The organism is Streptomyces sp. NPDC091412 (genome assembly GCF_044756885.1).
Taxonomy (GTDB): Bacteria; Actinomycetota; Actinomycetes; order Streptomycetales; family Streptomycetaceae; genus Streptomyces.
The window spans coordinates 767,738-790,774 of sequence record NZ_JBIVTV010000002.1; the positions used below are offsets into that span (position 1 = coordinate 767,738).

Consider the following 23,037-nt stretch of genomic DNA (forward strand, 5'->3'; position numbering starts at 1 on the left):
AATTGTGGAGACAGATGCCCGGTCCTCACCTAGCTTTGTAGGAACCGAGCGTCTCGCTTGATCCAGCGAATGGCGGTCGTGAGCCGGGCCCGTGCAGGTCACCCCTGCGGCAGGCTTTCCGCCCCTTCCGGGGGCGCCGCCCACGCCCATTAGGCAGTGGGGGAGTCTCGTCAGTCTTCTTTTCCGTACTCCATGCTGCTCGAAGGAGTCGATTCCCATGCCCGAGACGACCGTCCGCCGCCGCGTCCGCCACATCCCGCGCACCAGCGAGTCCGACCGCAAGAACGCCGCCGCCGCCCTCCAGCGCGCCCTCGACCGCCGCGACAACGGCGGCCAGACGGGTCACTGAGGTCCGGGAGTCCCCCCGGGGTGTCCGGATCGCGGACGCTCCATGTCAGCTCATGGGACGAGGAGTAGGGTGCCCGCATGTCTCGCAGCATCGATCTCGCAGTGATCCCCGGTGACGGAATCGGCCAGGAAGTCGTGGCCGAGGGCCTGAAGGTCCTGTCCGCCGCCCTACCGCAGGATGTGAAGCTGGAGACCAAGGAGTACGACTTCGGCGCCCGGCGCTACCACGCCACCGGGGAGACCCTCACCGACGCCGACCTGGAGCAGCTGAGGCGGCACGACGCCATCCTGCTCGGCGCCATCGGCGACCCGTCGGTGCCCTCCGGCGTCCTGGAGCGCGGGTTCCTGCTCAAGCTCCGCTTCGCCTTCGACCACCACGTCAACCTGCGCCCGAGCAAGCTCCTGCCCGGAGTCGCCACGCCGCTCGCGGGCGACCCGCAGATCGACTTCGTCGTCGTCCGTGAGGGCACCGAGGGCCCGTACACGGGCAACGGCGGCACCATCCGCAAGGGCACCGAGCACGAGGTCGCCACAGAGGTCTCCGTCAACACGGCCTTCGGTGTCGAGCGCGTGGTCCGCGACGCCTTCGCCCGCGCCCAGGCCCGTCCGCGCAAGAAGCTCGCGCTGGTCCACAAGAACAACGTGCTGACCTTCGCGGGCCACCTGTGGACGAACATCTTCAACAAGGTGGCCGAGGAGTACCCCGAGGTCACCACCGAGTACATCCACGTCGACGCGGCCACCATCTACCTGGTGACCCAGCCCGAGCGGTTCGACGTCATCGTCACCGACAACCTCTTCGGCGACATCATCACCGACCTCGCCGCGGCCGTCTCCGGCGGCATCGGCGTCGCCGCCTCGGGCAACATCAACCCGGGCGGCGAGTTCCCGTCCATGTTCGAGCCGGTCCACGGCTCGGCCCCGGACATCGCAGGTCAGGGCAAGGCCGACCCCACCGCCACGGTCCTGTCCGTCGCCCTGCTGCTGCGCCACCTCGGCTACGAGTCCGAGGCCACCCGGATCGAGGACGCCGTCTCCGCCGACCTCGCGCAGCGCGGCGCGCTGCCCGCGCGTTCCACCGCCGAGATCGGCGACGCGCTCCGCGTACGAGTAGCGGGCTGACCCGGCCGAGCCACTCGAAAACTTCGAAGCCGTCGGGTCGCATCCGCGCCCGGCGGCTTCCCCCTGTCCGCCGCCGGGTGCCACCATCAGTCCCTGGGCCGCATTCACCCCGTTTTCTTCCGCCCTCGGCTCCGCGCGATAATCGAACGCGGAGCCGCGGTATGAGGGAATGCTCGGACGTCCTAGCACAGGCCATCCGGCCGTACGGGCGTGAGCGCGGCCTGTCACAACAACTCGGTGAAGGACACTCACTCATGACGACGCCCACGATCGAGCTCAAGCCTTCGGCCAACCCGCTCTCCGACGCGGAGCGGGAGGCGATCCTGGCCAACCCCGGATTCGGCCGCCACTTCACCGACCACATGGTGACGCTCAGGTGGACGGAGGGCCGGGGCTGGCACGACGGCCAGCTCGTTCCGTACGCGCCGATCCCCCTCGACCCCGCCACGCACGTCCTGCACTACGCGCAGGAGATCTTCGAAGGTCTGAAGGCCTACCGCCAGCCCGACGGCTCGGTCGCCACGTTCCGCCCGGAGAAGAACGCCAAGCGCTTCCAGGCGTCCTCCCGCCGCCTGGCCATGCCCGAGCTGCCCGTCGAGACGTTCATCGAAGCCTGCGACGCCCTGGTCCGGCAGGACAAGGCGTGGGTCCCGGCGCACGGCGGCGAGGAGTCCCTGTACCTGCGCCCGTTCATGATCGCCACCGAGGTCGGGCTGGGCGTCAAGCCCGCCAACGAGTACCTGTTCCTCGTGATCGCCTCCCCGGCCGGCGCGTACTTCCCGGGCGGTGTGAAGCCGGTCTCCATCTGGGCCTCCGAGGACCGCGTCCGCGCCGTCCCCGGCGGCATGGGCGACGCCAAGACGGGCGGCAACTACGCGGCCTCCCTGCTCGCCCAGGCCGAGGCCGCCGCCGAGGGCTGCGACCAGGTCTGCTACCTCGACGCCGTGGAGCACAAGTGGGTCGAGGAACTCGGCGGCATGAACCTGTACTTCGTGTACGGCGACAAGATCGTCACCCCGTCCCTGAGCGGTTCGATCCTGGAGGGCGTCACCCGTGACTCGCTGCTGCAGGTCGCCCGCGACCTCGGCTACGAGTCCGAGGAGGCCCGCGTCTCCATCGACCAGTGGCAGCGCGACTCCGAGAACGGCACGCTGACGGAGGTCTTCGCCTGCGGCACGGCCGCCGTCATCACCCCCGTCGGCACCGTCAAGCGCGCGGACGCCGAGTGGAAGCAGTCGGGCGGAGAGCCCGGCGAGGTCACGATGAAGCTGCGCCGGGCCCTGCTGGACGTCCAGCGCGGCGTCACCGAGGACAAGCACGGCTGGATGCACGCGCTGGCGTAGGCGCCCGCCCGGCCCTTCGCCTCACCGGCCGTCTCCCGATCCCCCTCTCCCGTTCCCCGTTCCCCGTCCGCCGTTCGCCGTTCGCCGGCTTCGCGAACCGGCGGGCGGGGAACGGCCGTTGGCGGTATGCTTCCCGGTCTCTTCCGGCAGGGCCCGGTGCTGAGACCGGAAAGGTCCGCGCGAGCCGGTGAACCTGTCCGGTCACAGCGCTAGAGCCGGCTCTCGGCGTGGGCCGGTTCCTTCGCGGTCTCGAGGAGGGGCGACGGCTGGGGCCGCGGGGCGAGCAGCAGGTGGACCAGACCGCCGACGGCCCCCGACAGCAGGAAGCTGCAGTCCACGCCGCCGGTCAGGGACAGCAGCGGTCCCTCGTACGAGGGCAGGGACACCGCCAGCAGGCCGACACCGGCGCCCACCGCCCACGAGACGGTCGCCTGGATGTTCCAGCCGGACCGGTACCAGTAGACGCCGCCCCGGGAGCGCCGGTTGAAGACCTGGAGGGCGTCGGCGTCGTACATCCCGCGGCAGCGGGCGAAGCCGATGAGGGTGATGACCGCCCACGGGGTGCCGATCGCGGTGAGCAGGAGGACGAAGGAGGTCATCGCCGACTGCGCGTCCCAGGCGAAGTGGCCGGCGAAGACGCAGGCCGTGGCGACCACGGCGACCGTGTAGGTGGCGCGGGCGCGGGAGGCGCGCGGCAGGATGGCGTCCAGGTCGAGGCCCATGGAGTACAGCATCAGGCCGGCGTTGCCGACCGAGCCCGCGGAGGCGGACAGCAGCAGCGGGATCAGGTACCAGGTGGGGGAGGCGTCCACCAGCGGCCCGGCGTAGTCGAGGGCGGCGCGGGCGCCGAAGGCCGTGAAGGTGCCGAACAACTGCGGGACCAGCAGGCCGAGGATCAGGCCCAGCCAGGTGGCGTGCAGCACCCGGCGGGAGGAGTACCGGGTGGGGGAGATGTAGCGGGTGTAGTCGCCGAGAAGGGTGATGAAGGCGATCGGACCGGACAGCCCGGCGGCCACCGTCGCGAGGAACCACGTCGGCCAGAAGCCGCCCAGCAGATAGCCGCCGGCCTCCGGCAGCGCGGCCGTGGTGAAGTGCGGGGCGTAGGCGATCACGCCGAGGATCAGCAGGGCGGTCATACCGATCGCGAGCACGCGGGACATGGCGAGCAGCACCCGGTAGCCGTACACCGCGCCCGTGACGGTCGCCGCGGCGAGCAGGGTGTAGACGACGCCGTACGAGGCCGCGCTCGGCGTCAGACCGAACAGCCGGTGCAGGACGGAGACCATCACGTCGCCGCCGATCCACACGGTCAGGGCGGTGTAGCCGAGGGCGAGCAGCAGCCCGACCACCGAGCCGACCAGCCGGCCGCGCACGCCGAACTGGGCGCCGGACGAGGTCGACAGGTTGGTGCCGGTGCGCAGGGAGACCAGCGCCAGCGGGGCCGTGAACAGCGTGCCGACCACCGTGCCCACCACGATCGAGCTGAGCGAGGCCCACCAGCCGAGTCCGAACGACGGTGGCAGCCAGCCGAAGATGATCACGCCGAGACACAGATTGGACCCCAGCAGGATCGACACCAGATCGCGCGGACCGCTGGTCCGTTCCGCTTCGGGGATGGTGTCGACTCCGTGCTGTTCTATCGGCATGGCAGGTCTCCTTCGACGGCCGCCCGGGAGTTAGAGCGACGTTCAATGTGACGGCTGAGGCGGTCAGCCGTCAACGGTTCCTTTCTGTGAATTTCACGTTTAGAGTGTTGTTCTAATTTGGCGATCAAGGAGGTGCCACGGCGTGAGACTGACCCCCACCGAGCGCGACCGGCTGCTGCTGTTCACCGCCGCCGGACTGGCCCGTGCCCGCAGGGCCCGCGGCCTGAGGCTCAACGTGCCGGAGGCCACCGCCCTGATCGCCGACACGGTGTGCGAGGCAGCCCGCGACGGCGCCCGGCTCGCCGAGGCGATCGAGCGTGCCCGCACGGTGCTCGGCCCGGACGACGTCCTGCCCGGCGTGGCGGACGTGGTCACCGAGGTCCACGTCGAGGCCGTCTTCGACGACGGCTCACGGCTCGCGGTGGTCTCCGACCCGATCGCGGGGGGCGGGCTGGGCGAGATGGGGCCGGGCGCGCTGCTGCCGGGACCGGAGCACGCCGAGCCGGAGGCGGCCGTACGGCTCACGGTCACCAACACCGCGTCCGTGCCGGTCTCCGTCACCTCGCACTTCCACTTCTTCGAGGCCAACCCGCGCCTCGACTTCCCGCGCGAGCAGGCCTACGGCATGCGGCTCGCGGTGCCCGCCGGATCGTCGGTGCGGTTCGGGCCGGGGGAGAGTGCCGAGGTCGGCCTCGTGCCGATCGGCGGTGAGCGGATCGCGATCGGCTTCGCCGGCCTCGTCGACGGGCCCCTGGACGCGCCGGGGGCAAAGGAAGAGGCCCTGCGCCGGGCCGCCGCCTGCGGATACCTGGGAGCCGACCGATGAGCATCGACCCGTACGCGTACGCGGCCACCCACGGCCCGCGGGCCGGCGACCGCGTCCGCCTCGGGGACTCCGGGCTGGTGGTCCGGATCGAGTCCGACGCGCAGCAGTACGGCGACGAGTTCCTCGCCGGCTTCGGCAAGACCGCCCGGGACGGACTGCACCTCAAGGCGGCGGCGGTCCGCGAGACCTGCGACGTGGTGATCAGCAACGTCGTCGTCATCGACGCCGTGCAGGGCATCCGCAAGGTCTCCATAGGAATCCGCGAGGGCCGGATCCACTCCATCGGGCGGGCCGGGAACCCCGACACTCTCGACGGCGTCGACGTGGTCGTCGGCACCGGCACCACGATCGTGTCCGGCGAGGGGATGATCGCCACGGCCGGCGCCGTCGACCCCCATGTGCACCTGCTGTCGCCGCGCATCATGGAGGCCTCGCTCGCCTCCGGCGTGACGACCATCATCGGCCAGGAGTTCGGGCCGGTGTGGGGCGTGGGCGTCAACTCGCCGTGGGCGCTGCGGCACGCGTTCGGCGCCTTCGACGCGTGGCCGGTCAACATCGGCTTCCTGGGCCGCGGTTCGTCCTCGCACCCGGCCCCGCTGGTCGAGGCGCTGGCCGAGGGCGGCGCCCTGGGCTTCAAGGTGCACGAGGACATGGGCGCCCACACCCGCGCCCTCGACACCGCCCTGCGGGTCGCCGAGGAGCACGACGTACAAGTCGCCCTGCACAGCGACGGACTGAACGAGTGCCTGTCGGTCGAGGACACCCTGCGCGTCCTGGAGGGCCGCACGATCCACGCCTTCCACATCGAGGGCTGCGGCGGCGGACACGTCCCCAACGTGCTGAAGATGGCCGGGGTCCCGAACGTCATCGGCTCCTCCACCAACCCCACCCTGCCCTTCGGCCGGGACGCGGTCGCCGAGCACTACGGCATGATCGTCTCCGTCCACGACCTCAAGACCGACCTGCCCGGCGACGCGGCCATGGCCCGCGACCGCATCCGCGCCGGGACCATGGGCGCCGAGGACGTGCTGCACGACCTGGGCGCGATCGGCATCACCTCCTCCGACGCCCAGGGCATGGGCCGGGCCGGCGAGACCGTGCGCCGCACCTTCGCCATGGCCGGGAAGATGAAGGCCGAGCTGGGCCCGGTCGACGGGGACGGCCCGGACGACGACAACGCGCGCGTCCTGCGCTACATCGCCAAGCTGACGATCAACCCCTCCATCGCGCACGGCCTCTCCCACGAGGTCGGCTCGATCGAGACCGGCAAGCTGGCCGACATCGTGCTGTGGCGCCCCGAGTTCTTCGGTGCCAAGCCGCAACTCGTCCTCAAGTCCGGGTTCCCCGCGTACGGCGTGGTGGGCGACCCCAACGCGGCCACCGACACCTGCGAACCCCTCGTACTGGGACCGCAGTTCGGCGCGCACGGCGCCACCCCGGCCGAGATCTCGGTCGCGTTCGTCGCCCAGGCCGCCGTGGACCAGGGCCACGACACGATGCCCACCCGGCGGCGCCGGGTCGCCGTGCGCGGCACCCGCGGTATCGGCCCCGCCGACCTGCGCCTCAACTCCCGTACCGGATCCGTCGACGTCGACCAGCGCACCGGCCTGGTCACCCTGGACGGCGACCCGATCCGCTCCGAGCCCGCCGAGTCGGTCTCCCTCAACCGCCTGTACTTCCTGTGACCTCCGTGACCTCTGCGAGGACCCCCGAGATGAACACCCCCGCCGCCGACGGCTTCCGCATGCCCGCCGAGTGGGCGCCGCACGAGCGCACCTGGATGGCGTGGCCGGGTCCCAACCCGACCTTCGACACCCCCGACGACGTCGCCGCCTCCCGCGCCGCCTGGACGTCGGTGGCCCGTGCCGTGCGCCGCTTCGAACCGGTGACGGTGGTCTGCGGCCCCGGCCAGTCGGCCGAGGCCCGCACCCTCCTGGGCGACGGCGTCGACACCGTCGAACGCGATCTGGACGACGCCTGGATGCGCGACATCGGCCCCACCTTCCTGACCAGTCAGACTGGTGAACTCGCCGCCGTGGACTGGACGTTCAACGGCTGGGGAGCCCAGGACTGGGCCCGCTGGGAGCACGACGCGAAGATCGCCTCGTATGTCTCGGACCTCGCGGGCGCGAAGACGTACGCCTCCCCGCTCGTCAACGAGGGCGGCGGGATCCACGTCGACGGCGAGGGCACGGTCCTGCTGACCGAGACCGTGCAGCTCGGCCCCGAGCGCAACCCGCACTGGACGAAGGAGCAGGTCGAGGCGGAGATCCACGCCCACCTCGGCACCCGCAAGGCGATCTGGCTGCCGCGCGGCCTGACCGGCGACTACCCTCCCTACGGCTACGGCACCCTCGGCCATGTCGACATCGTGGCCGCCTTCGCCCGCCCCGGTGTCGTCGTCGCCCACCACCAGCCGGACCCGGCCCACCCCGACCACGAGGTCACCAAGGAGGTCATCGGCGTCCTGAAGTCGGCCACCGACGCCGACGGCCGCCCCCTGGAGGTCGTCGAAGTCCCCGCCCCCACCGTCCTGGAGGCCGACGGGCACTGGGCCGACTACTCCTACATCAACCACTACCTCTGCAACGGCGGCGTCGTCCTGTGCGCCTTCGACGACCCGCGCGACGAGGAGGCGGCCGGCATCTTCCGCCGGCTCTTCCCCGACCGCACGGTGACCCCGGTCGACGCCCGCGCCATCTTCGCCGGCGGCGGAGGCATCCACTGCATCACCCAGCAGCAGCCCAAGACGGTCGTCGGGCAGCGGGCGGTCAGGTAGAACATACGAGTGAACGTACTGGTCTGCGCGGCCTGCGCCCGCCACCTCACCGAACCGCTGCGTCCGCTGCCCGAACTGCCGCCCCGCCCGGAGTACGACGGCCGGAGGAACCCGGACGGCTCGCGGCACGCCCCGCCGACCGTGCCGCCGGGCACGTACGCCGTGGACCCCGAGCCGTGCGGGGCGCCGTTCGTGCCGCACCCGGACCCGGAGTGGGCGGGGGCCGCCCTCCCCGGCGTGTGCGTGGGGAACCCCGACGGCCCGGGATTCCTGATGTCGGCCGGGCCGCGCGACACCCTGGTGGTCGGCCCCGAGGACACGGCCGGTTTCCTGTCGTACAACCCCGCGTGCCAGGAACACGGGTGCTGCGGGGCCACCGGCCAGGAGGGCCCGAACCAGGTGTGCGGCGGGTGCGGAGCGGTGGTGGCGACGCTGTTCGGCGAGTGCTACGGCCCCTACGAGACCCACTTCCTGTCCGACGCCGTACGGACGGTCCCGGCATGAGCACCGCCCCCACGCCCCGCAGACGTACCCCCGCGCCGCCGCGTGAGGAGGTGCTCGCCGCCGCCATGGAGATGATCGCCGAGCGCGGTCTGGAGCAGCTCACCATGGCGGCGCTCGGCCGCGAGGTCGGGATGAGCAGCGGCCATCTGCTGTACTACTTCCGCTCCAAGGACGAACTGCTGCTGCAGACGCTGGAGTGGAGCGAGAGCCGGCTCGGCACCGAGCGCGGCCGGCTGCTCACCCGTGCCGCCCCGGTCCGCGAACGCCTCGACGCCTACGTCGACCTGTACGTGCCGGACGGTCACCGCGACCCGCACTGGACGCTGTGGCTGGAGGTCTGGAACCGCTCGCTGAACGCCGGCGAGGACGCCCGCGACCGGCAGGCCGCCATCGAGGGCGCCTGGCACCGGGACCTGGCCGCGCTGGTCGCCGAGGGCGTCTCGCGCGGCGAGTTCCAGCCGGTCGACGCGGACCGCTTCGCGGCCCGGCTGCGCGCCCTCCTCGACGGCTTCTCCATCCACGTGGCGATCGGGCTGCGCGGCACCGACCGGGCCCACGTCATGTGCCACGTAAGGGAGTTCCTCGACGACGCGCTGAACCGGCCGGGGCTCGCGGACGCCTGATCAACCGTCCCGGTTGTACGTAAACCGGCGCATTGCCGCGGACCGGCCGGCGCGTTTGAATCCGGGGAGTCCTCGGCGCGGGACCGGGGGTCCGGGTTCGGGGGGAACCATGGCCATGGCCGCACACGTCCGCAGAGTCTTCGGCACCGCGTCGGCAGCGGCACTGCTGCTCGCGCTCGGCCCGGCCGCCGTGGCCGCGGCCCCTCCGCCGCGCGTCGAGCGGATCAGTACCGCCACCGACGGGAGCGAGCTGACCGCGGCGTCGGGCGGCGGCGTCATCAGCGGCGACGGCCGCTACGCCGTCTTCTCCTCGGCGGACCCCGAGGGCGGCATCGACACCCGCCTGTACCTCAAGGACCTGCGCACCGGCAGGCTCACCCAGGTCCCGGAGGACCTGATCTACACCACGGGGCCGATGCTCAGCGGCGACGGCCGCCGTCTCGCCTACTCCAACGGCAACCGTTACCCCAAGCCGTACGTGTACGACCGCGTCACGGGACGCACGGAGGTGCTGTGGCCCCAGGAGCCGCCGCAGGACACCTCCTACGAGCTGGGCACCGCGGCCGCGATCAGCGCCGACGGCCGGCACGTGGCGTACACCCTCGGCAACCGCCACGGCGACGACTACGCACGCGTGCTCCACGTCCGCGACCTGGACACCGGCACCGACCGGCGGATCTCGCCACTGCCGGCCGAGGGCATGATCCTCAACGCCTGGCTCAGCGCCGACGGCCGCACGGTCGCGTACAGCGTGGCGGCCCGGACGGGCCAGGGCACCGAGGGGCGGATCCACGTCGTCCGCGACGGACACGAGTCCGACATCGGCAGCGGCTTCTCGGCCACGCTCGTCCGGCTCTCCGACGACGGCCGCCGCGCCCTGTTCAACGCCACGGCGGCCGACGGGACGACCACCGCGTACGTCCAGGACCTGCGCACCGGACGCGTCCGGCAGGCGGCCGGCACCGCGGCGGCCGCCGCCGACGGCTCGCTGCGGCACGTGCTGCTGTCCGGTGACGGCGGACTCGACCTGCTCGCGCTGCCGTCCGGCCGGCGGCACCCGGTGGCCCCGGCGGGCGCCACCGCCCTCCCCCGCGCGGTCGACCGCACGGGCCACGCCGTCGTCTTCTCCTCCCCGGCCGCCGACCTGGTGCCGCACGACACCAACGGCGTCCCGGACGTCTTCGTACGACGCCTGAACTGACCGCTCCGTTTGGCCGATTCCGGCGCGTTCCCACCGCCCGGCCGGGGCAGTGACGGCTCATGGGACGACAGCACTGGAAGAAGATCTGGATCGGTTCGGCCGGAAACATGGTGGAGTGGTACGACTGGTTCGTCTACGCCAGCTTCGCCACCTACTTCGCCGGGGCCTTCTTCCCGGACGGGAACCCGACCGCCCAGCTCATGAACACCGCGGGCATCTTCGCCGTCGGCTTCTTCATGCGCCCGGTCGGCGGCTGGCTGCTCGGCAGGGTCGGCGACCGGAAGGGCCGCAAGGCGGCCCTGACCCTGACCGTCACCCTCATGTCGGCCTCCGCCGTCCTCATCGCCGTGGCGCCGACCTACGCCGTCGCCGGCTACGGCGGCGCCCTGGTCCTGCTCGCCGCACGCCTGCTCCAGGGACTGTCCGTGGGCGGCGAGTACGCGGCCAGCGCCACCTACCTCACCGAGGCCTCCGCCCCGCGCCACCGCGGCTTCGCCTCCAGCTTCCAGTACGTGTCCATGACCGCCGGCCAGATCCTCGGCCTCGGCCTCCAGATCCTGCTCCAGCGCACCATGTCCGACGAGGCCCTGCACAGCTACGGGTGGCGCATCCCGTTCGTGGTCGGCGCGCTCGGCGCGGCCGTGGTCTTCTACCTGCGCCGCAGCATGCTGGAGACCGAGGTGTACGAGGCCGACGCCACCGGTGGCGAGGAGCGCGGGACCCTGCGCGCGCTGTGGCGGCACAGGCGGGAGGCGTTCCTGGTGATCGCCCTGACCATGGGCGGCACCGTGGCGTACTACACGTACACCACGTACCTGACGAAGTACCTGGCCAACTCCGCGGGCCTGCCCAAGCAGACCGCGACCCTCGTCTCCTTCACCGCGCTGATCGTCTTCGCCTGCCTCCAGCCGCTCGCCGGGCGGCTGTCCGACCGGATCGGCCGCCGGCCGCTGCTGATCACCTTCGCCGTCGGCTCCACGGTCCTGACCGTGCCGATCATGACCCTGCTGCGGCGCGCGGACGGCTTCTGGCCGGCGCTCGGACTGTCCCTGCTCGCCCTGGTCGTGGTCACCGGCTACACCTCGATCAACGCGTGCGTGAAGGCGGAGCTGTTCCCCACGGGCGTGCGCGCGCTCGGCGTGGCCCTGCCCTACGCCCTCGCCAACGCCCTCTTCGGCGGCACCGCGGAATACGTCGCCCTGTGGTTCAAGAACGCCGGCGCGGAGTCCGGATTCTTCTGGTACGTGGCGGCCTGTGCGGCCGTCTCGCTCGTGGTCTACATCACCATGCGGGAGACCAGGGACCTGGATCTGGCGCGGGTGGAGACCGCGGAGGCGTCCAGGTTGACGCCCGCATCCTGAGACGTGATGTCCGGAGAGAGCGGGACTGTGCCAGACTGCCCCCGTGCTCTCGTCCGCCATGATTATTGGCAGCAGGCGCGCCGGTCCGCAGTGACCGCCACGTACGACCAGGTACGGGCGGCCATCGTCGTCCTCGACCCGCGCGCAGACCTCTCGCACCCGCGAGGGGTCTTTCGTTTTCCTGGCCCACCCACAGCCGGGACCGCTGCGCGAGGGACTATTGGGGGGACGGTGGAGCCGGTCATTGACGGCAAGACCGAGATTGCAAACAGGAGCCTTGAGAACATGACCGCATCCAGCCAGCTCGACGATTCGTTCCACGTCTTCGACACCACCCTGCGCGACGGCGCCCAGCGTGAGGGGATCAACCTCACGGTCGCCGACAAGCTGGCCATCGCTCGGCACCTGGACGACTTCGGCGTGGGCTTCATCGAGGGTGGCTGGCCCGGCGCGAACCCGCGAGACACCGAGTTCTTCGCCCGCGCCAAGCAGGAGATCGACTTCCGGCACGCCAAGCTCGTGGCCTTTGGGGCGACCCGCCGGGCCGGCGCCAAGGCGGCGGACGACCCCCAGGTCAGGGCGCTGCTGGAGTCCGGCGCCGAGGTGATCACCCTGGTCGCCAAGTCGCACGACCGGCATGTGGAGCTGGCGCTGCGCACCACCTTGGAGGAGAACCTGGAGATGGTCCGCGACACCGTCTCCCACCTGCGCGTCGAGGGCCGCCGGGTCTTCGTCGACTGCGAGCACTTCTTCGACGGCTACCGCGCCAACCCCCAGTACGCCAAGGCCGTCGTCCGCACCGCCGCGGAGGCCGGCGCGGACGTGGTGATCCTCTGCGACACCAACGGCGGCATGCTGCCCGCCCAGGTCCAGGCGGTCGTCTCCACCGTCCTCGCGGACACCGGCGCCCGCCTCGGCATCCACGCCCAGGACGACACCGGCTGCGCGGTCGCCAACACCCTCGCGGCCGTCGACGCCGGCGCCACCCACGTGCAGTGCACGGCCAACGGCTACGGCGAGCGGGTCGGCAACGCCAACCTCTTCCCGGTGGTCGCGGCCCTGGAGCTGAAGTACGGCAAGCGGGTGCTGCCCGAGGGGCGGCTGCGCGAGATGACCCGCATCTCGCACGCCATCGCCGAGGTCGTCAACCTCACGCCCTCCACCCACCAGCCCTATGTGGGTGTCTCCGCCTTCGCCCACAAGGCCGGCCTGCACGCCTCCGCCATCAAGGTCGACCCGGACCTGTACCAGCACATCGACCCCGAACAGGTCGGCAACACCATGCGCATGCTGGTCTCCGACATGGCCGGCCGCGCCTCCATCGAGCTCAAGGGCAAGGAACTCGGCATCGACCTCGGCGACGACCGCGAACTGGTCGGCCGCGTCGTCGAGCGGGTCAAGGAGCGCGAGCTCAAGGGCTACACCTACGAGGCGGCCGACGCGAGCTTCGAACTGCTGCTGCGCGCCGAGGCCGAGGGCAGGCCGCTGACGTACTTCGACGTCGAGTCCTGGCGGGCCATCGTCGAGGACCGCCCCGACGGCACCCACGCCAACGAGGCCACGGTGAAGCTGTGGGCCAAGAGCGAGCGCATCGTCGCCACCGCCGAGGGCAACGGCCCGGTCAACGCCCTCGACCGCGCCCTGCGCGTGGCCCTGGAGAAGATCTACCCCGAGCTCGCCTCCCTCGGCCTGGTCGACTACAAGGTCCGCATCCTGGAGGGCAAGCACGGCACCTCCTCCACCACCCGCGTGCTGATCTCCACCTCGGACGGCCAGGGCGAGTGGTCCACGGTGGGCGTGGCGGACAACGTGATCGCGGCCTCCTGGCAGGCCCTGGAGGACGCGTACACCTACGGCCTGCTGCGCGCGGGCGTGGAACCGGCGAAGTAGCCGAACGGACGCCCGAGCCCGCCGTCCGCCGCCCGCCACGGCACAGCGGAGACATGGACGCGGACGACAACGGTTCCGCGGACGGCGGTTCTCCGGCGGGGGGACGCACGACGACCCGGCTGCCGGCCCGGGACCCGGACCGGGCCCGGCGCTCCTGCGCCGACAAGCCGGGGCCGCGGCCCGTCGGCGCGGCCTCGGCAGGAGGCCGGCACACCCGGGTTCGCCCCCGGTATCAGGGAGCGCGCCAGATGTTGTCGAAGGCCGCGTTCTCGATGCGCCGCCGCTGCCGTACGGCCTCCAGCTCCGTCACCGCGTCGTTGACGGTGGCCAGCACGGTGACCAGGGCGTCGTCGTCCGGGGCGGTGAGCGGGGCGCCCGGCTCGGCCTCGATGCCGACGGCGGCCGCGAGCCCGGCGATGACGGGGTCGTGGGAGGACCAGCGCTCGGCGGCCCGGCGCCGCGCCGGTGTGTCGGCGGGCGCCTTCCGGCCGCCGCGCGCGGGCATCCAGCGGTGCCGTCGCCCGGTGAGCTGCCCCTCCGCGTCCAGGGCGTCGATGTAGGTCACGGCCAGGCCCTCGCCGCGGCGCCACAGCCAGTCCTCGACGGACTCGTACGGCGGCCGCCCGTCGAGCGACGCCGCCGCCTGGTCCAGGAGGCGGTCCCCGGTGTCCTGCCGGGGGAGCGGCACGATGCGGTCGCCGTCCAGGCCGGCGGCCCCGCCGGTGAGGAGGTCGGCCAGTTCGGCGCCCGCCAGCGCGAGAGACAGATCGCCCTGCTCGACGGGGCGCTCGGACGGGACGTCCATGCTGACGATCAACAGGTCCCGAGATGTGGTCATGCCGGCGCTCCTGGTCGGGGTGGTCAGGTCGGGGACACCCCCGACGATACGTCCGCGGGGAGCCGCGGGCCCGGTGCCGCGACCGGTGTCCGGCCGGCCGGGGGCTCCCGGCCGGCCGGGCGGTCCTACTGCAACCGCCACTTCTGGTTGGCCGCGCCGGTGCACGACCAGATCTGCGCCCGAGCCCCGTTGGCCGAGGAGTTGTCGGTCACGTCCAGACACTTGTCGGCGGCGAGGTTCACCACGTCACCGGTCGAGGCGTTGTACGACCACTGCTGGGCCCCGGTGCCGTTGCAGTCGTAGAGCTGCGCCTTCGCCCCGTTGGCGGTCGACGCCGACGTCACGTCCAGGCACTTGCCCAGCGCCCGCACCGACCCGTCCGGCTGGACCGTCCACTGCTGGGCCGTGCTGGAGTTGCAGTCGTAGAGCTGCACTGCCGTGCCGTTCGCCGACGAACCGCCCGCCACGTCCAGGCACTTGCCCGCCAGCCCGACGAACGCGCCCGACGTGCTGCCGCCGCCCGACTGCGTCCCGGACCAGGCGAAGGTCGCCGACGTCCGGCCCGGCAGCGAGTAGGTGGCGTGCTGCGAACCCCAGTTGATCGTGACGGTCTTCGCGGTGGCGGCGTCGTTGTAGGCGATCAGGGCCTTGCCGCCGTCCGGGTTGCGCCAGGCCACGTTGGGCACCGCCGAGGAGGCGGTGGAGGCGATCCGCTGCGCGCCCGGCCGTACGAACTTCGTCAGGTGGCCCATGTCGTAGTACTCGACCGTGTAGTCGACCTGCCCCGACCGGCCGTCGCCGTTGTGCACCGTGATCAGCCCGGTGCAGGTGCCGCAACCGCCGTTGTGCGGCCCCATGTTCTGGTCCACCGCCAGTGACCACTTGGTCACCGACTTCGCCCAGTTCCGGGTGTAGTCGACGATGTTGAGCATGTCCTCGCGCTGCTGGTGGCCGATCCAGGTGCCGCCCGAGTGCTCGGTGCCGAAGGCGTCCAGCTGCGGATACCGGTTGTGCACGGTGGTCTGCTGGGCGACGTTGCCGCCGTAGCCGTGCCAGGCGATGCCGCCGAAGTTCGGGTGCGCGCGGACGGCCGCGTCGTCCACCGTCTGGGCGGCGTAGGAGTCGTAGGTGTCCCAGTTCCAGTCGTGCGCCAGCACCTTGGTGGACAGGCCCGCGGCCTGGAGCTTGGGCAGCAGCTCGCTCTTGGTGAAGTAGGCCAGGCCGCCGGCGTTCCAGCTCATCGAGGGGTAGCCGGAACAGCAGGTGGGCTCGTTCTGCGCGGTCACGTAGGCGACCGGGACGCCCTGGTCCCGGTAGGCCTGGAGGTACTTCACGAAGTACGTGGCGTACGCCCCGTAGTCCTCCGCCTTCAGCCAGCCGCCGTTGAGCTGCCCGCTGTCCTTCATCCAGGCGGGCGCGGTCCAGGGCGAGGCCATCACCGTGAGCGCCGGGTTGAGCTGGAGCGCCTGCCGGGTCAGCGGCACCACGTCGGCCAGATCGTGGGCGATGGAGAACTTCGAGAGCGACGGGTCGCTCTGCCCGGCCGGCACGTCGTCGTAGGTGTAGCCGCCCCGCGCCAGGTCGGAGGCGCCCATCGGGTTGCGCAGGAAGGAGAGCCCGATCCCGTCCGTGGGCGAGAACAGCTTCCGCATGGTCGCGTCCCGGGTCGCCTGCGACAGCGCGCCGCTGCTGTTCATCAGCCAGGCCGCGGTGTCGGTGAAGGAGGCGCCGCCACCGGTGAAGGTCTGGTAGCGGGTGTTCTCGTCGACGGTGATGTTCTCGCCGCCGCCTCCGGTGCCGGACTGGAAGGCGAACGGCGCCTGCTGTTCGAGGCCGCGCACCACGTGGCGCCCGCCGGAGTCGTCGGTCGTGGTCAGCCAGGCGGTGACGGGCTCGCCCGCCGCCTGCGCGGCCGGGGCGCCCAGGGCCGTCAGGCCCGCCGTGGACAGCAGTCCGGCGAGCAGCAGCCGCAGCGCGCGACCGCGTCTGCCGGGAAGACCGCGTCCGTCGGGAAAGGAGTGCATCGGGTGCCGCCCTTCGTGAGGTGGGGGACAGGGGCGTGCGAGCGGTGAGTAAATGACGGCTTCGGGGCCGAGTCAAGAGGGTGCGCGTTCAGGTGCCGAACGGGTAACTGCCCGTATTCGGCCAGGAGTTGGGCCCCTCCCCAGTCCAGTGTGAAGTCTTGACGGCAGCGGGCTGACGCTAGTTCACTCAAGGCGTGATCTAAGTCGTGAGTGAATCATGAGCCCAGGGAAGTCCCAGAGCCGAGGGAAGGTCCGTCCATGCGAAGAACCGCCCTGCTCGTCTCCGCCGGTCTACTCGCCGCCCTGCTCCCGTTCGCGTCGGCGCGGGCGGCCGACTACGCCGACGACCCGGCCCCCGCCCCCGTGTCCATCGACCGCTTCGAGGGCGAGGTGCCCTTCGCCGGCCAGCCCGCCGAGGGCATCTTCACCTGGGGCGGCGACAGCGACGATCCGCCCACCCTGCGGCTCGCCGACCGTTCCGACGCGCCCGAGGGCGCCAAGGTCCTCTCCGGTACCTACGACATCAGCGGCTACGGCGGCTTCACGCACGACTTCGCGGCCGACCTGCCCGCCCACGACTGGTCCTCCCACCAGGGCATCCGCTTCTGGTGGGAGGGCCAGGACAACGGCAGGAAGATCGCCTTCGAGATCAAGGACGGCGGTGCGCACGGCGAGGCGTCCGAGCTGTGGACGACCTCCTTCACCGACGACTTCACGGGCTGGAAACAGATCGAGCTGCCCTTCGCCGACTTCACCTACCGCACGGACTACCAGCCGGTCGGCGGCATCGACCACGTCCTCGGTCTCACCGGGATGTGGGGCTACGCCGTCACCCTGCCGACCGGCGTCAAGGGCAGGTTCGCCATGGACGACGTGCAGTTGTACGGCCGGGCCGACCAGTCGCTGCGCGCCTCCGTCACCACCGACGCGGCGGTCTACCCGGTCGGCGGGGGCGGCACGGCGGCGGTGAAGGTCACCGTCGCCACCACCGGCTCCGCCCCGCTCGACGAGCAGGTGACGGTCGCCTACCGCACCGGCGGCGGCACCGCCGAGCCCGGCAAGGACTACACCCCGGTCTCCGGCACCCTCACCTTCCCCGCGGGCACCGCCTCCGGCACCTCCCGCACCCTCAAGGTCACCACCCTCAAGCCCAAGGCGGCGCGGCCCGCCGGGACGATCCCGCTCCAGCTCACCGTCACCGGCGCCAAGCCCCCCGCCGAGACCCCGCAGATCGTCGTCGACGCGTACGGGCTCCCGTACCTCGACAGCAGGCTGCCGGTGAAGAAGCGGGTCGCGGACCTGCTCTCCCGGATGTCCCTCGAGGAGAAGGCCGGGCAGATGACGCAGGCCGAACGCGGGGCGATGACCGCGCCGGGCGACATCGCCGCCCACGCCCTCGGCTCCCTGCTGTCCGGCGGCGGTTCGACCCCCACGCCCAACACTCCCCAGGCCTGGGCGAAGATGATCGACGACTTCCAGCTGCGCACCCGGGCCACCCGCTTCCAGATCCCGCTGATCTACGGGGTCGACGCGGTGCACGGGCACAACAACCTGGCCGGCGCCACGATCATGCCGCACAACATCGGCATCGGCGCCACCCGCGACCCCCGGCTGGCCGAGAAGACCGGCGCGGTGACGGCGAGCGAGGTCCGCGCCACCGGGATCCACTGGGACTTCGCGCCCTGCCTGTGCGTCAGCCGCGACGAACGCTGGGGCCGCTCCTACGAGTCCTTCGGCGAGGACCCGGCGCTCGTCGAATCCATGGAGACCGTCATCCAGGGCCTCCAGGGGCGCGCGGACGGGCGCGACCTGAGCCGCGGCGACAAGGTGCTGGCCACCGCCAAGCACTTCGTCGGCGACGGCGGCACCCTGTACGGCTCCTCCACCACCGGCACCTACACCACCGACCAGGGCGCCACCAGGGTCACCCGGCAGCAGCTGGAGGACATCCACCTGGCGCCGTACGGGCCGGCCGTGGACCGCGGCATCGGCTCGGTCATGCCCTCGTACTCCTCGCTGGACGTCGTCGGCGACGGGCAGGGCCCGGTGAAGATGCACGCCCGCGGCGACATGATCAACGGTGTGCTCAAGGGCCGCATGGGCTTCGACGGCTTCGTCATCAGCGACTGGGCCGCCATCGACCAGCTCCCCGGCGACGCCGCCGCTCAGGTCCGAGCGTCGGTCAACGCCGGGGTGGACATGATCATGGTGCCGTACGCGTACCAGGACTTCCGGGCGACCCTGATCGCCGAGGTGAAGGCGGGTCGGATCAGCCCTCGGCGGATCGACGACGCGGTCTCCCGGATCCTCACCAAGAAGTTCGAACTGGGCCTCTTCGAGCACCCCTACGCCGATACCGCCGGCGCCTCCCGGATCGGCTCGGCCGAGCACCGCACCGTCGCCCGGCAGGCCGCCGCCGAGTCCCAGGTGCTGCTGAAGAACAAGGGCGGCCTGCTGCCGCTGAAGAAGAAGGCGAAGGTCTACGTGGCCGGGTCCAACGCCGACGACCTCGGCAACCAGACCGGCGGCTGGACCATCACCTGGCAGGGCGCCTCCGGCACCCACACCCAGGGCACCACGATCCTTCAGGCCATGCGCAAGGCGGGCGGGAACGTCACCTGGTCCAAGGACGCCTCGGCCTCAACGGCCGGTCACGACGTGGGCGTGGTCGTCGTCGGCGAGACCCCGTACGCCGAGGGCGTCGGCGACGTCGGCAACGGGCACGACCTCCAGCTGTCGGCCGCCGACCGGGCCGCCGTGGACAAGGTGTGCGGGGCCATGAAGTGCGTGGTGCTGGTCGTCTCCGGGCGCCCGCAGCTCATCGGCGACCGGCTCGGGAAGATCGATGCCCTCGTCGCCTCCTGGCTGCCGGGAACCGAGGGCGACGGCGTGGCCGACGTGCTCTACGGCACCCGGCCCTTCACCGGGCAGCTCCCGGTGACCTGGCCGAAGTCGCAGGAGCAGCTCCCGATCAACGTGGGCGACACGGCGTACGACCCGCAGTTCCCCTACGGCTGGGGCCTGACCACGCTCACCGGCGTCCCGGCCGGCGGCACGGCGACGCTCAAGGCGCTGGGCCTCGCGGCGCGGGCGGCCGAGCGGGTGGGCGCCGACGCCGTGGGCCGCGAGCTGGTCACCAAGGCCCGGCTGATCGTCCAGCAGAAGGCGGACGGGCGGATGAGCGCGGCGGTGGCGAAACCCTTCGCCGACGCGGATCACCTGCTGCTGACCGGACGGTACGGGGCGGCGGTGGAACAGCTCACGAAGGCCTACTCGGCCGCGTGACCGGCTGGTGGGGGCGTCCCGCGCGGGTGCGCGGGACGCCCCCACCGGGTGCGCAGCCACGATCCGGAGAGCCGGTTTTGTCCGGCTTCGGGTAGCTTCGAAGCATGAAGGTCGTCGCCCCGGCCCGAGTTCTTCTCCGCACGCTGCTCACACTCGCGGCCGCCGTGGTGGCCGTGGCGGTGCCGGCCTCCGTCGCGGCGGTGGGACCGGCGGGCGCCGGGACGGAGGCGGCCGGCATCCCCCGGACCGTGACCGCCCCGGTCGTGAACGTCCCGCCCAACGCCCCGGTCGTGAACGTCCTGCCGGACGGCGTGCCCCGGGTGCCGGCGCCGGGCGGCGTGCCGCGGGTCGCGGCGGCCACCAGCGTCTCCGCGATCGCCGAGGCGCTCCGCAAGGGTCCGGTCTACGTCGACCCGGCCGCGTCCGCCCAGCTGCCGCCCGCCGACGCCGCCGCGCTCGCCCGGCGGATCAAGGACGCCGGAAAACCCCTGTTCATCGCCGTCCTGCCCGCGAACTACCCGACGCGGAACCTGTTCACCGAGCTGCGCACGGCCACCGGCATCACCGGCGCCTACGCCGTCCGCCTCGGCGACCGGTTCGACGCCCGCGCCGACTCCTCGGTGCTGCCGCGCACCGCCGTGAGCAATCTCGTCACCAGCGTCCAGGGCGAGAACGCCCGGACCCAGCTCACCGACTTCACCCACCGACATGGGCGGCTCGGCGCCCTCCACCTGGGGCGGCCCCGGGCACGTGGGCACGGTCTCGAACACGGCACTGATCACCGCCGGCGCGGTCCTGGTGGCGGGCGGTGTGGGCGCCTACGCCCTGGTCCGGCGCGGCAGGAGCCGCCGGGAGGCGGAGCAGCGGGCCGCGCTGGAGAAGCTGCGGGTCGTCGTCGACGAGGACATCACCGCCTTCGGCGAGGAGCTGGACCGCCTCGACTTCCATCCGGCGGAGGCCGGCGCGGACGACGCCATGCGCGCGGACTACGAGCGCGCGCTGGACGCCTACGAGCAGGCCAAGCAGTACATGGCCGACGCCCGCAGGCCGGAGGACGTGCGGGCGGTGACCCAGGCACTGGAGGACGGGCGGTTCTCGCTCGCCCAGCTCGCCGCGCGGCGCGAGGGCCGTCCGCTGCCCGAGCGCCGGCCGCCGTGCTTCTTCGACCCGCGCCACGGTCCCTCGGTGACCGACGCCACCTGGACGCCCCCGGGAGGGTCGTCCCGTCAGGTCCCGGTGTGCGCCGCCGACCAGGCCCGCCTGGCCGACGGCCGCGACCCGCACGTCCGCGAGGTCGACACCGACTGGGGCCGACGCCCCTACTGGGACGCCGGCCCCGCGTACGGTCCCTGGGCGGGCGGCTACTTCGGCGGCGGCCTCCTGCCCGGCCTCCTGGTCGGCACGCTGCTCGGCAGCATGATGGCCACCCCGTCGTACGCGGCCGGCTACGGCACCGGCTACGGCGACTTCGGCGCATACGACGGCTACCAGGGCGGCGACCTGTCGGGCGCGGACTTCGACCCGGGTGACTTCAGCGGCGGCTTCGGTGACGGCGGGGGAGGCGACTTCGGCGGGGGAGGCGGCGACTTCGGGGGCGGCTTCTGAGCCCGGCTCAGGCGTTCTTGACGGCCGAGATGTCGAAGTTCAGCTTGATCTTGTCGGAGACCAGGACGCCACCGGTCTCCAGGGCCGCGTTCCAGGTCAGGCCCCACTCCGAGCGCAGGATCTCGGCCTTGCCCTCGAAGCCGACGCGCTCGTTGCCGAACGGGTCCTTGGCGGAGCCGTTGAACTCCAGCTCGATGGTGAGCTGCTTGGTCACGCCGAGGATGGTCAGGTCGCCGGTGATGCGGTAGTCGTCGCCGCCCACGGCCTCCGCCTTGGTGGAGCGGAAGGTCATCTGCGGGAACTCCTCGGTCTTGAAGAAGTCCGCGCTCTTCAGGTGGCCGTCGCGGTCCGCGGAGCCCGTGTCGATGCTGTCCATCTTGACGTCGATGGACGCGGTGGACGCGGCGGGGTCGGTGCCGTCCAGGTGCAGGCTGCCGGTGAAGTCGTTGAACTTGCCCTTGACGTTCGTGACCATGGCGTGCCGCGCGACGAAGCCGAGCGTGGAGTGGGCCGGGTCGATCGTGTAGTCGCCGGTGAGCGCGGCCAGGTCGGGGTTCACGGCGGCCGGGGCGGCGGTGGTGCCGACGGTGTCGTTCTTGCGGCCGAAGATGCCCATGAGGTGCTCCTTGAGGATGGCGGGTCGCTCGGTACGGAGACGGAGCGCCGAGCAAGTTGAAGATTCAACGAAGTGACGACTACGACAGTAGACCTATTCCGTTCGACTTTCAACATCATCCGGCGTGTGTTTGCCGGATCGCGCACGGTAATCGCCGACGCCCTCTGGCGGACGCGCGTAGACCTCGGGCACTATCTCCCTGCACCACCTGCACAGCCGCCCCACAGGACGCACGGCCGACAGCAGGAAGGTTCCCCCAATGAAGACCACGAAGGTCAGCAAGCTCACCAAGGCCCGCGCGGCAGTCACCGCCCTCGCCCTGATCGTCGCCCCCGGCGTCGCGGTCATCGGCACGGCCACCGAGGCCTCCGCCGCCACCAAGATCAGCCACGCCACCGCCACCCAGATGTTCCGTGACGTGGGCATCACCTGGTCCTCGTCCGGCAACTGCTCCGACCGCAACGTCTCGACCTGCACGTCCTTCGACCAGCTCAACCTCGCCACCGCGCAGGGGGCCCAGACCCTCAAGCGGGCCAGCGGCTGCGCCCTCAACGTCACCGGCGGCACCGAGACCGGTCACGCCTCCGGCACCTACTCCCACTGGAACGGCTACAAGCTCGACTACGGCAAGAACACCTGCGTGACCAACTACATCAAGAACTACTTCGCCTACATCGGCCTGCGCGGCGACGGCGCCCCCCAGTACCAGTCGGGCTCCGGCAACATCTACGCCGACGAGGGCAACCACTGGGACGTCCTGTACTACAACTGCGGCGGCTGCTGACCCGCCGCCGTCGCGCCCCCGGACGGCGGCTACGCTCTGTGCGAGCCCACCGCCGTCCGGGTCTGCGCGTCACTCCAGCGATGGCATGTGCCTGATCCGAATGTGAGCGGGCTCCCATGCCGTGACTTTGTGGCATCCCCACAACGATGAAGCCCTCTGAACAGTTGGAAGGGCTGCAAGCTGTCATGGTTCTGTCCATTGGCACCAGGAAAACGGGTCGGAGACTGTACGGAGTCGACGGC

General features: G+C 71.7%; 17 protein-coding genes and 1 pseudogene. 14 read left to right on the forward strand and 4 right to left on the reverse strand.

Annotated elements, in window-relative coordinates; all coding sequences use genetic code 11:
- Window positions 1–217 precede the first annotated feature (217 nt).
- The 3 genes from ACIQMV_RS07560 (at window position 218) to ACIQMV_RS07570 (ending at window position 2,813) form a co-directional block, all read left to right on the forward strand.
- Window positions 218–349, forward strand: coding sequence for a hypothetical protein (locus ACIQMV_RS07560; protein ID WP_141358068.1), 132 nt, complete (start codon window positions 218–220; stop codon window positions 347–349).
- A 77-nt stretch (window positions 350–426) separates the two neighbouring features.
- A complete protein-coding gene (locus ACIQMV_RS07565; RefSeq protein ID WP_402591871.1) occupies window positions 427–1,470 on the forward strand; it encodes a 3-isopropylmalate dehydrogenase in 1,044 nt (347 codons plus the stop codon).
- A gap of 254 nt (window positions 1,471–1,724) precedes the next feature.
- Window positions 1,725–2,813, forward strand: coding sequence for a branched-chain amino acid aminotransferase (locus ACIQMV_RS07570; RefSeq protein WP_402591873.1), 1,089 nt, complete (start codon window positions 1,725–1,727; stop codon window positions 2,811–2,813).
- A gap of 209 nt (window positions 2,814–3,022) precedes the next feature.
- Here ACIQMV_RS07570 and ACIQMV_RS07575 read toward each other — a convergent pair whose 3' ends face one another.
- Window positions 3,023–4,459: a cytosine permease gene (locus ACIQMV_RS07575; protein WP_402591875.1), complete on the reverse strand. Its 1,437-nt coding sequence runs from the start codon at window positions 4,457–4,459 to the stop codon at window positions 3,023–3,025.
- Window positions 4,460–4,601: 142 nt separating this feature from the next.
- Between ACIQMV_RS07575 and ureA the strand changes: the two genes are divergently transcribed.
- The 8 genes from ureA (at window position 4,602) to cimA (ending at window position 13,643) form a co-directional block, all read left to right on the forward strand.
- Window positions 4,602–5,285, forward strand: coding sequence for an urease subunit gamma (gene ureA, locus ACIQMV_RS07580; protein ID WP_402591877.1), 684 nt, complete (start codon window positions 4,602–4,604; stop codon window positions 5,283–5,285).
- Window positions 5,282–6,970, forward strand: coding sequence for an urease subunit alpha (locus tag ACIQMV_RS07585; RefSeq protein ID WP_402591879.1), 1,689 nt, complete (start codon window positions 5,282–5,284; stop codon window positions 6,968–6,970). The genes ureA and ACIQMV_RS07585 overlap by 4 nt, the downstream gene beginning before the upstream one ends.
- 29 nt (window positions 6,971–6,999) lie before the next feature.
- Window positions 7,000–8,064 (forward strand): agmatine/peptidylarginine deiminase, encoded by a 1,065-nt coding sequence (locus ACIQMV_RS07590; RefSeq protein WP_402591881.1) that lies wholly within the window; start codon window positions 7,000–7,002, stop codon window positions 8,062–8,064.
- Between the two features lie 9 nt (window positions 8,065–8,073).
- The gene (locus ACIQMV_RS07595; protein WP_402591882.1) at window positions 8,074–8,568 is read left to right on the forward strand and encodes a hypothetical protein; all 495 of its coding nucleotides are present in this window, start codon (window positions 8,074–8,076) and stop codon (window positions 8,566–8,568) included.
- Window positions 8,565–9,191, forward strand: coding sequence for a TetR/AcrR family transcriptional regulator (locus ACIQMV_RS07600; protein ID WP_402591883.1), 627 nt, complete (start codon window positions 8,565–8,567; stop codon window positions 9,189–9,191). The genes ACIQMV_RS07595 and ACIQMV_RS07600 overlap by 4 nt, the downstream gene beginning before the upstream one ends.
- A gap of 115 nt (window positions 9,192–9,306) precedes the next feature.
- Entirely contained in the window at window positions 9,307–10,392 is a 1,086-nt protein-coding gene (locus tag ACIQMV_RS07605) for a TolB family protein (protein ID WP_402591884.1), read from the forward strand.
- Between the two features lie 59 nt (window positions 10,393–10,451).
- Window positions 10,452–11,753 carry an MFS transporter gene (locus ACIQMV_RS07610; protein ID WP_402591885.1) on the forward strand — a complete coding sequence of 434 codons (1,302 nt, stop codon included), beginning with the start codon at window positions 10,452–10,454 and terminating at the stop codon, window positions 11,751–11,753.
- Between the two features lie 285 nt (window positions 11,754–12,038).
- Window positions 12,039–13,643: a citramalate synthase gene (gene cimA, locus ACIQMV_RS07615; RefSeq protein WP_402591886.1), complete on the forward strand. Its 1,605-nt coding sequence runs from the start codon at window positions 12,039–12,041 to the stop codon at window positions 13,641–13,643.
- 232 nt (window positions 13,644–13,875) lie between these two features.
- Here the strand turns inward: cimA and ACIQMV_RS07620 are convergent, their stop codons facing one another.
- Both ACIQMV_RS07620 and ACIQMV_RS07625 read right to left on the reverse strand, forming a co-directional pair.
- Window positions 13,876–14,481, reverse strand: coding sequence for a GPP34 family phosphoprotein (locus ACIQMV_RS07620; RefSeq protein ID WP_402591887.1), 606 nt, complete (start codon window positions 14,479–14,481; stop codon window positions 13,876–13,878).
- A gap of 125 nt (window positions 14,482–14,606) precedes the next feature.
- Entirely contained in the window at window positions 14,607–16,505 is a 1,899-nt protein-coding gene (locus ACIQMV_RS07625; RefSeq protein ID WP_402591888.1) for a ricin-type beta-trefoil lectin domain protein, read from the reverse strand.
- Window positions 16,506–16,763: 258 nt separating this feature from the next.
- Here ACIQMV_RS07625 and ACIQMV_RS07630 point away from each other — a divergent pair, with 258 nt between their 5' ends.
- A complete protein-coding gene (locus ACIQMV_RS07630; protein WP_402591889.1) occupies window positions 16,764–19,790 on the forward strand; it encodes a glycoside hydrolase family 3 protein in 3,027 nt (1,008 codons plus the stop codon).
- Between the two features lie 320 nt (window positions 19,791–20,110).
- Window positions 20,111–21,395, forward strand: a pseudogene (locus ACIQMV_RS07635) (hypothetical protein).
- 7 nt (window positions 21,396–21,402) lie between these two features.
- Here the strand turns inward: ACIQMV_RS07635 and ACIQMV_RS07640 are convergent.
- The gene (locus tag ACIQMV_RS07640; protein WP_402591890.1) at window positions 21,403–22,011 is read right to left on the reverse strand and encodes a YceI family protein; all 609 of its coding nucleotides are present in this window, start codon (window positions 22,009–22,011) and stop codon (window positions 21,403–21,405) included.
- Window positions 22,012–22,270: 259 nt separating this feature from the next.
- Here ACIQMV_RS07640 and ACIQMV_RS07645 point away from each other — a divergent pair, with 259 nt between their 5' ends.
- Entirely contained in the window at window positions 22,271–22,795 is a 525-nt protein-coding gene (locus ACIQMV_RS07645; protein WP_141358036.1) for a hypothetical protein, read from the forward strand.
- Window positions 22,796–23,037: the final 242 nt, after the last annotated feature.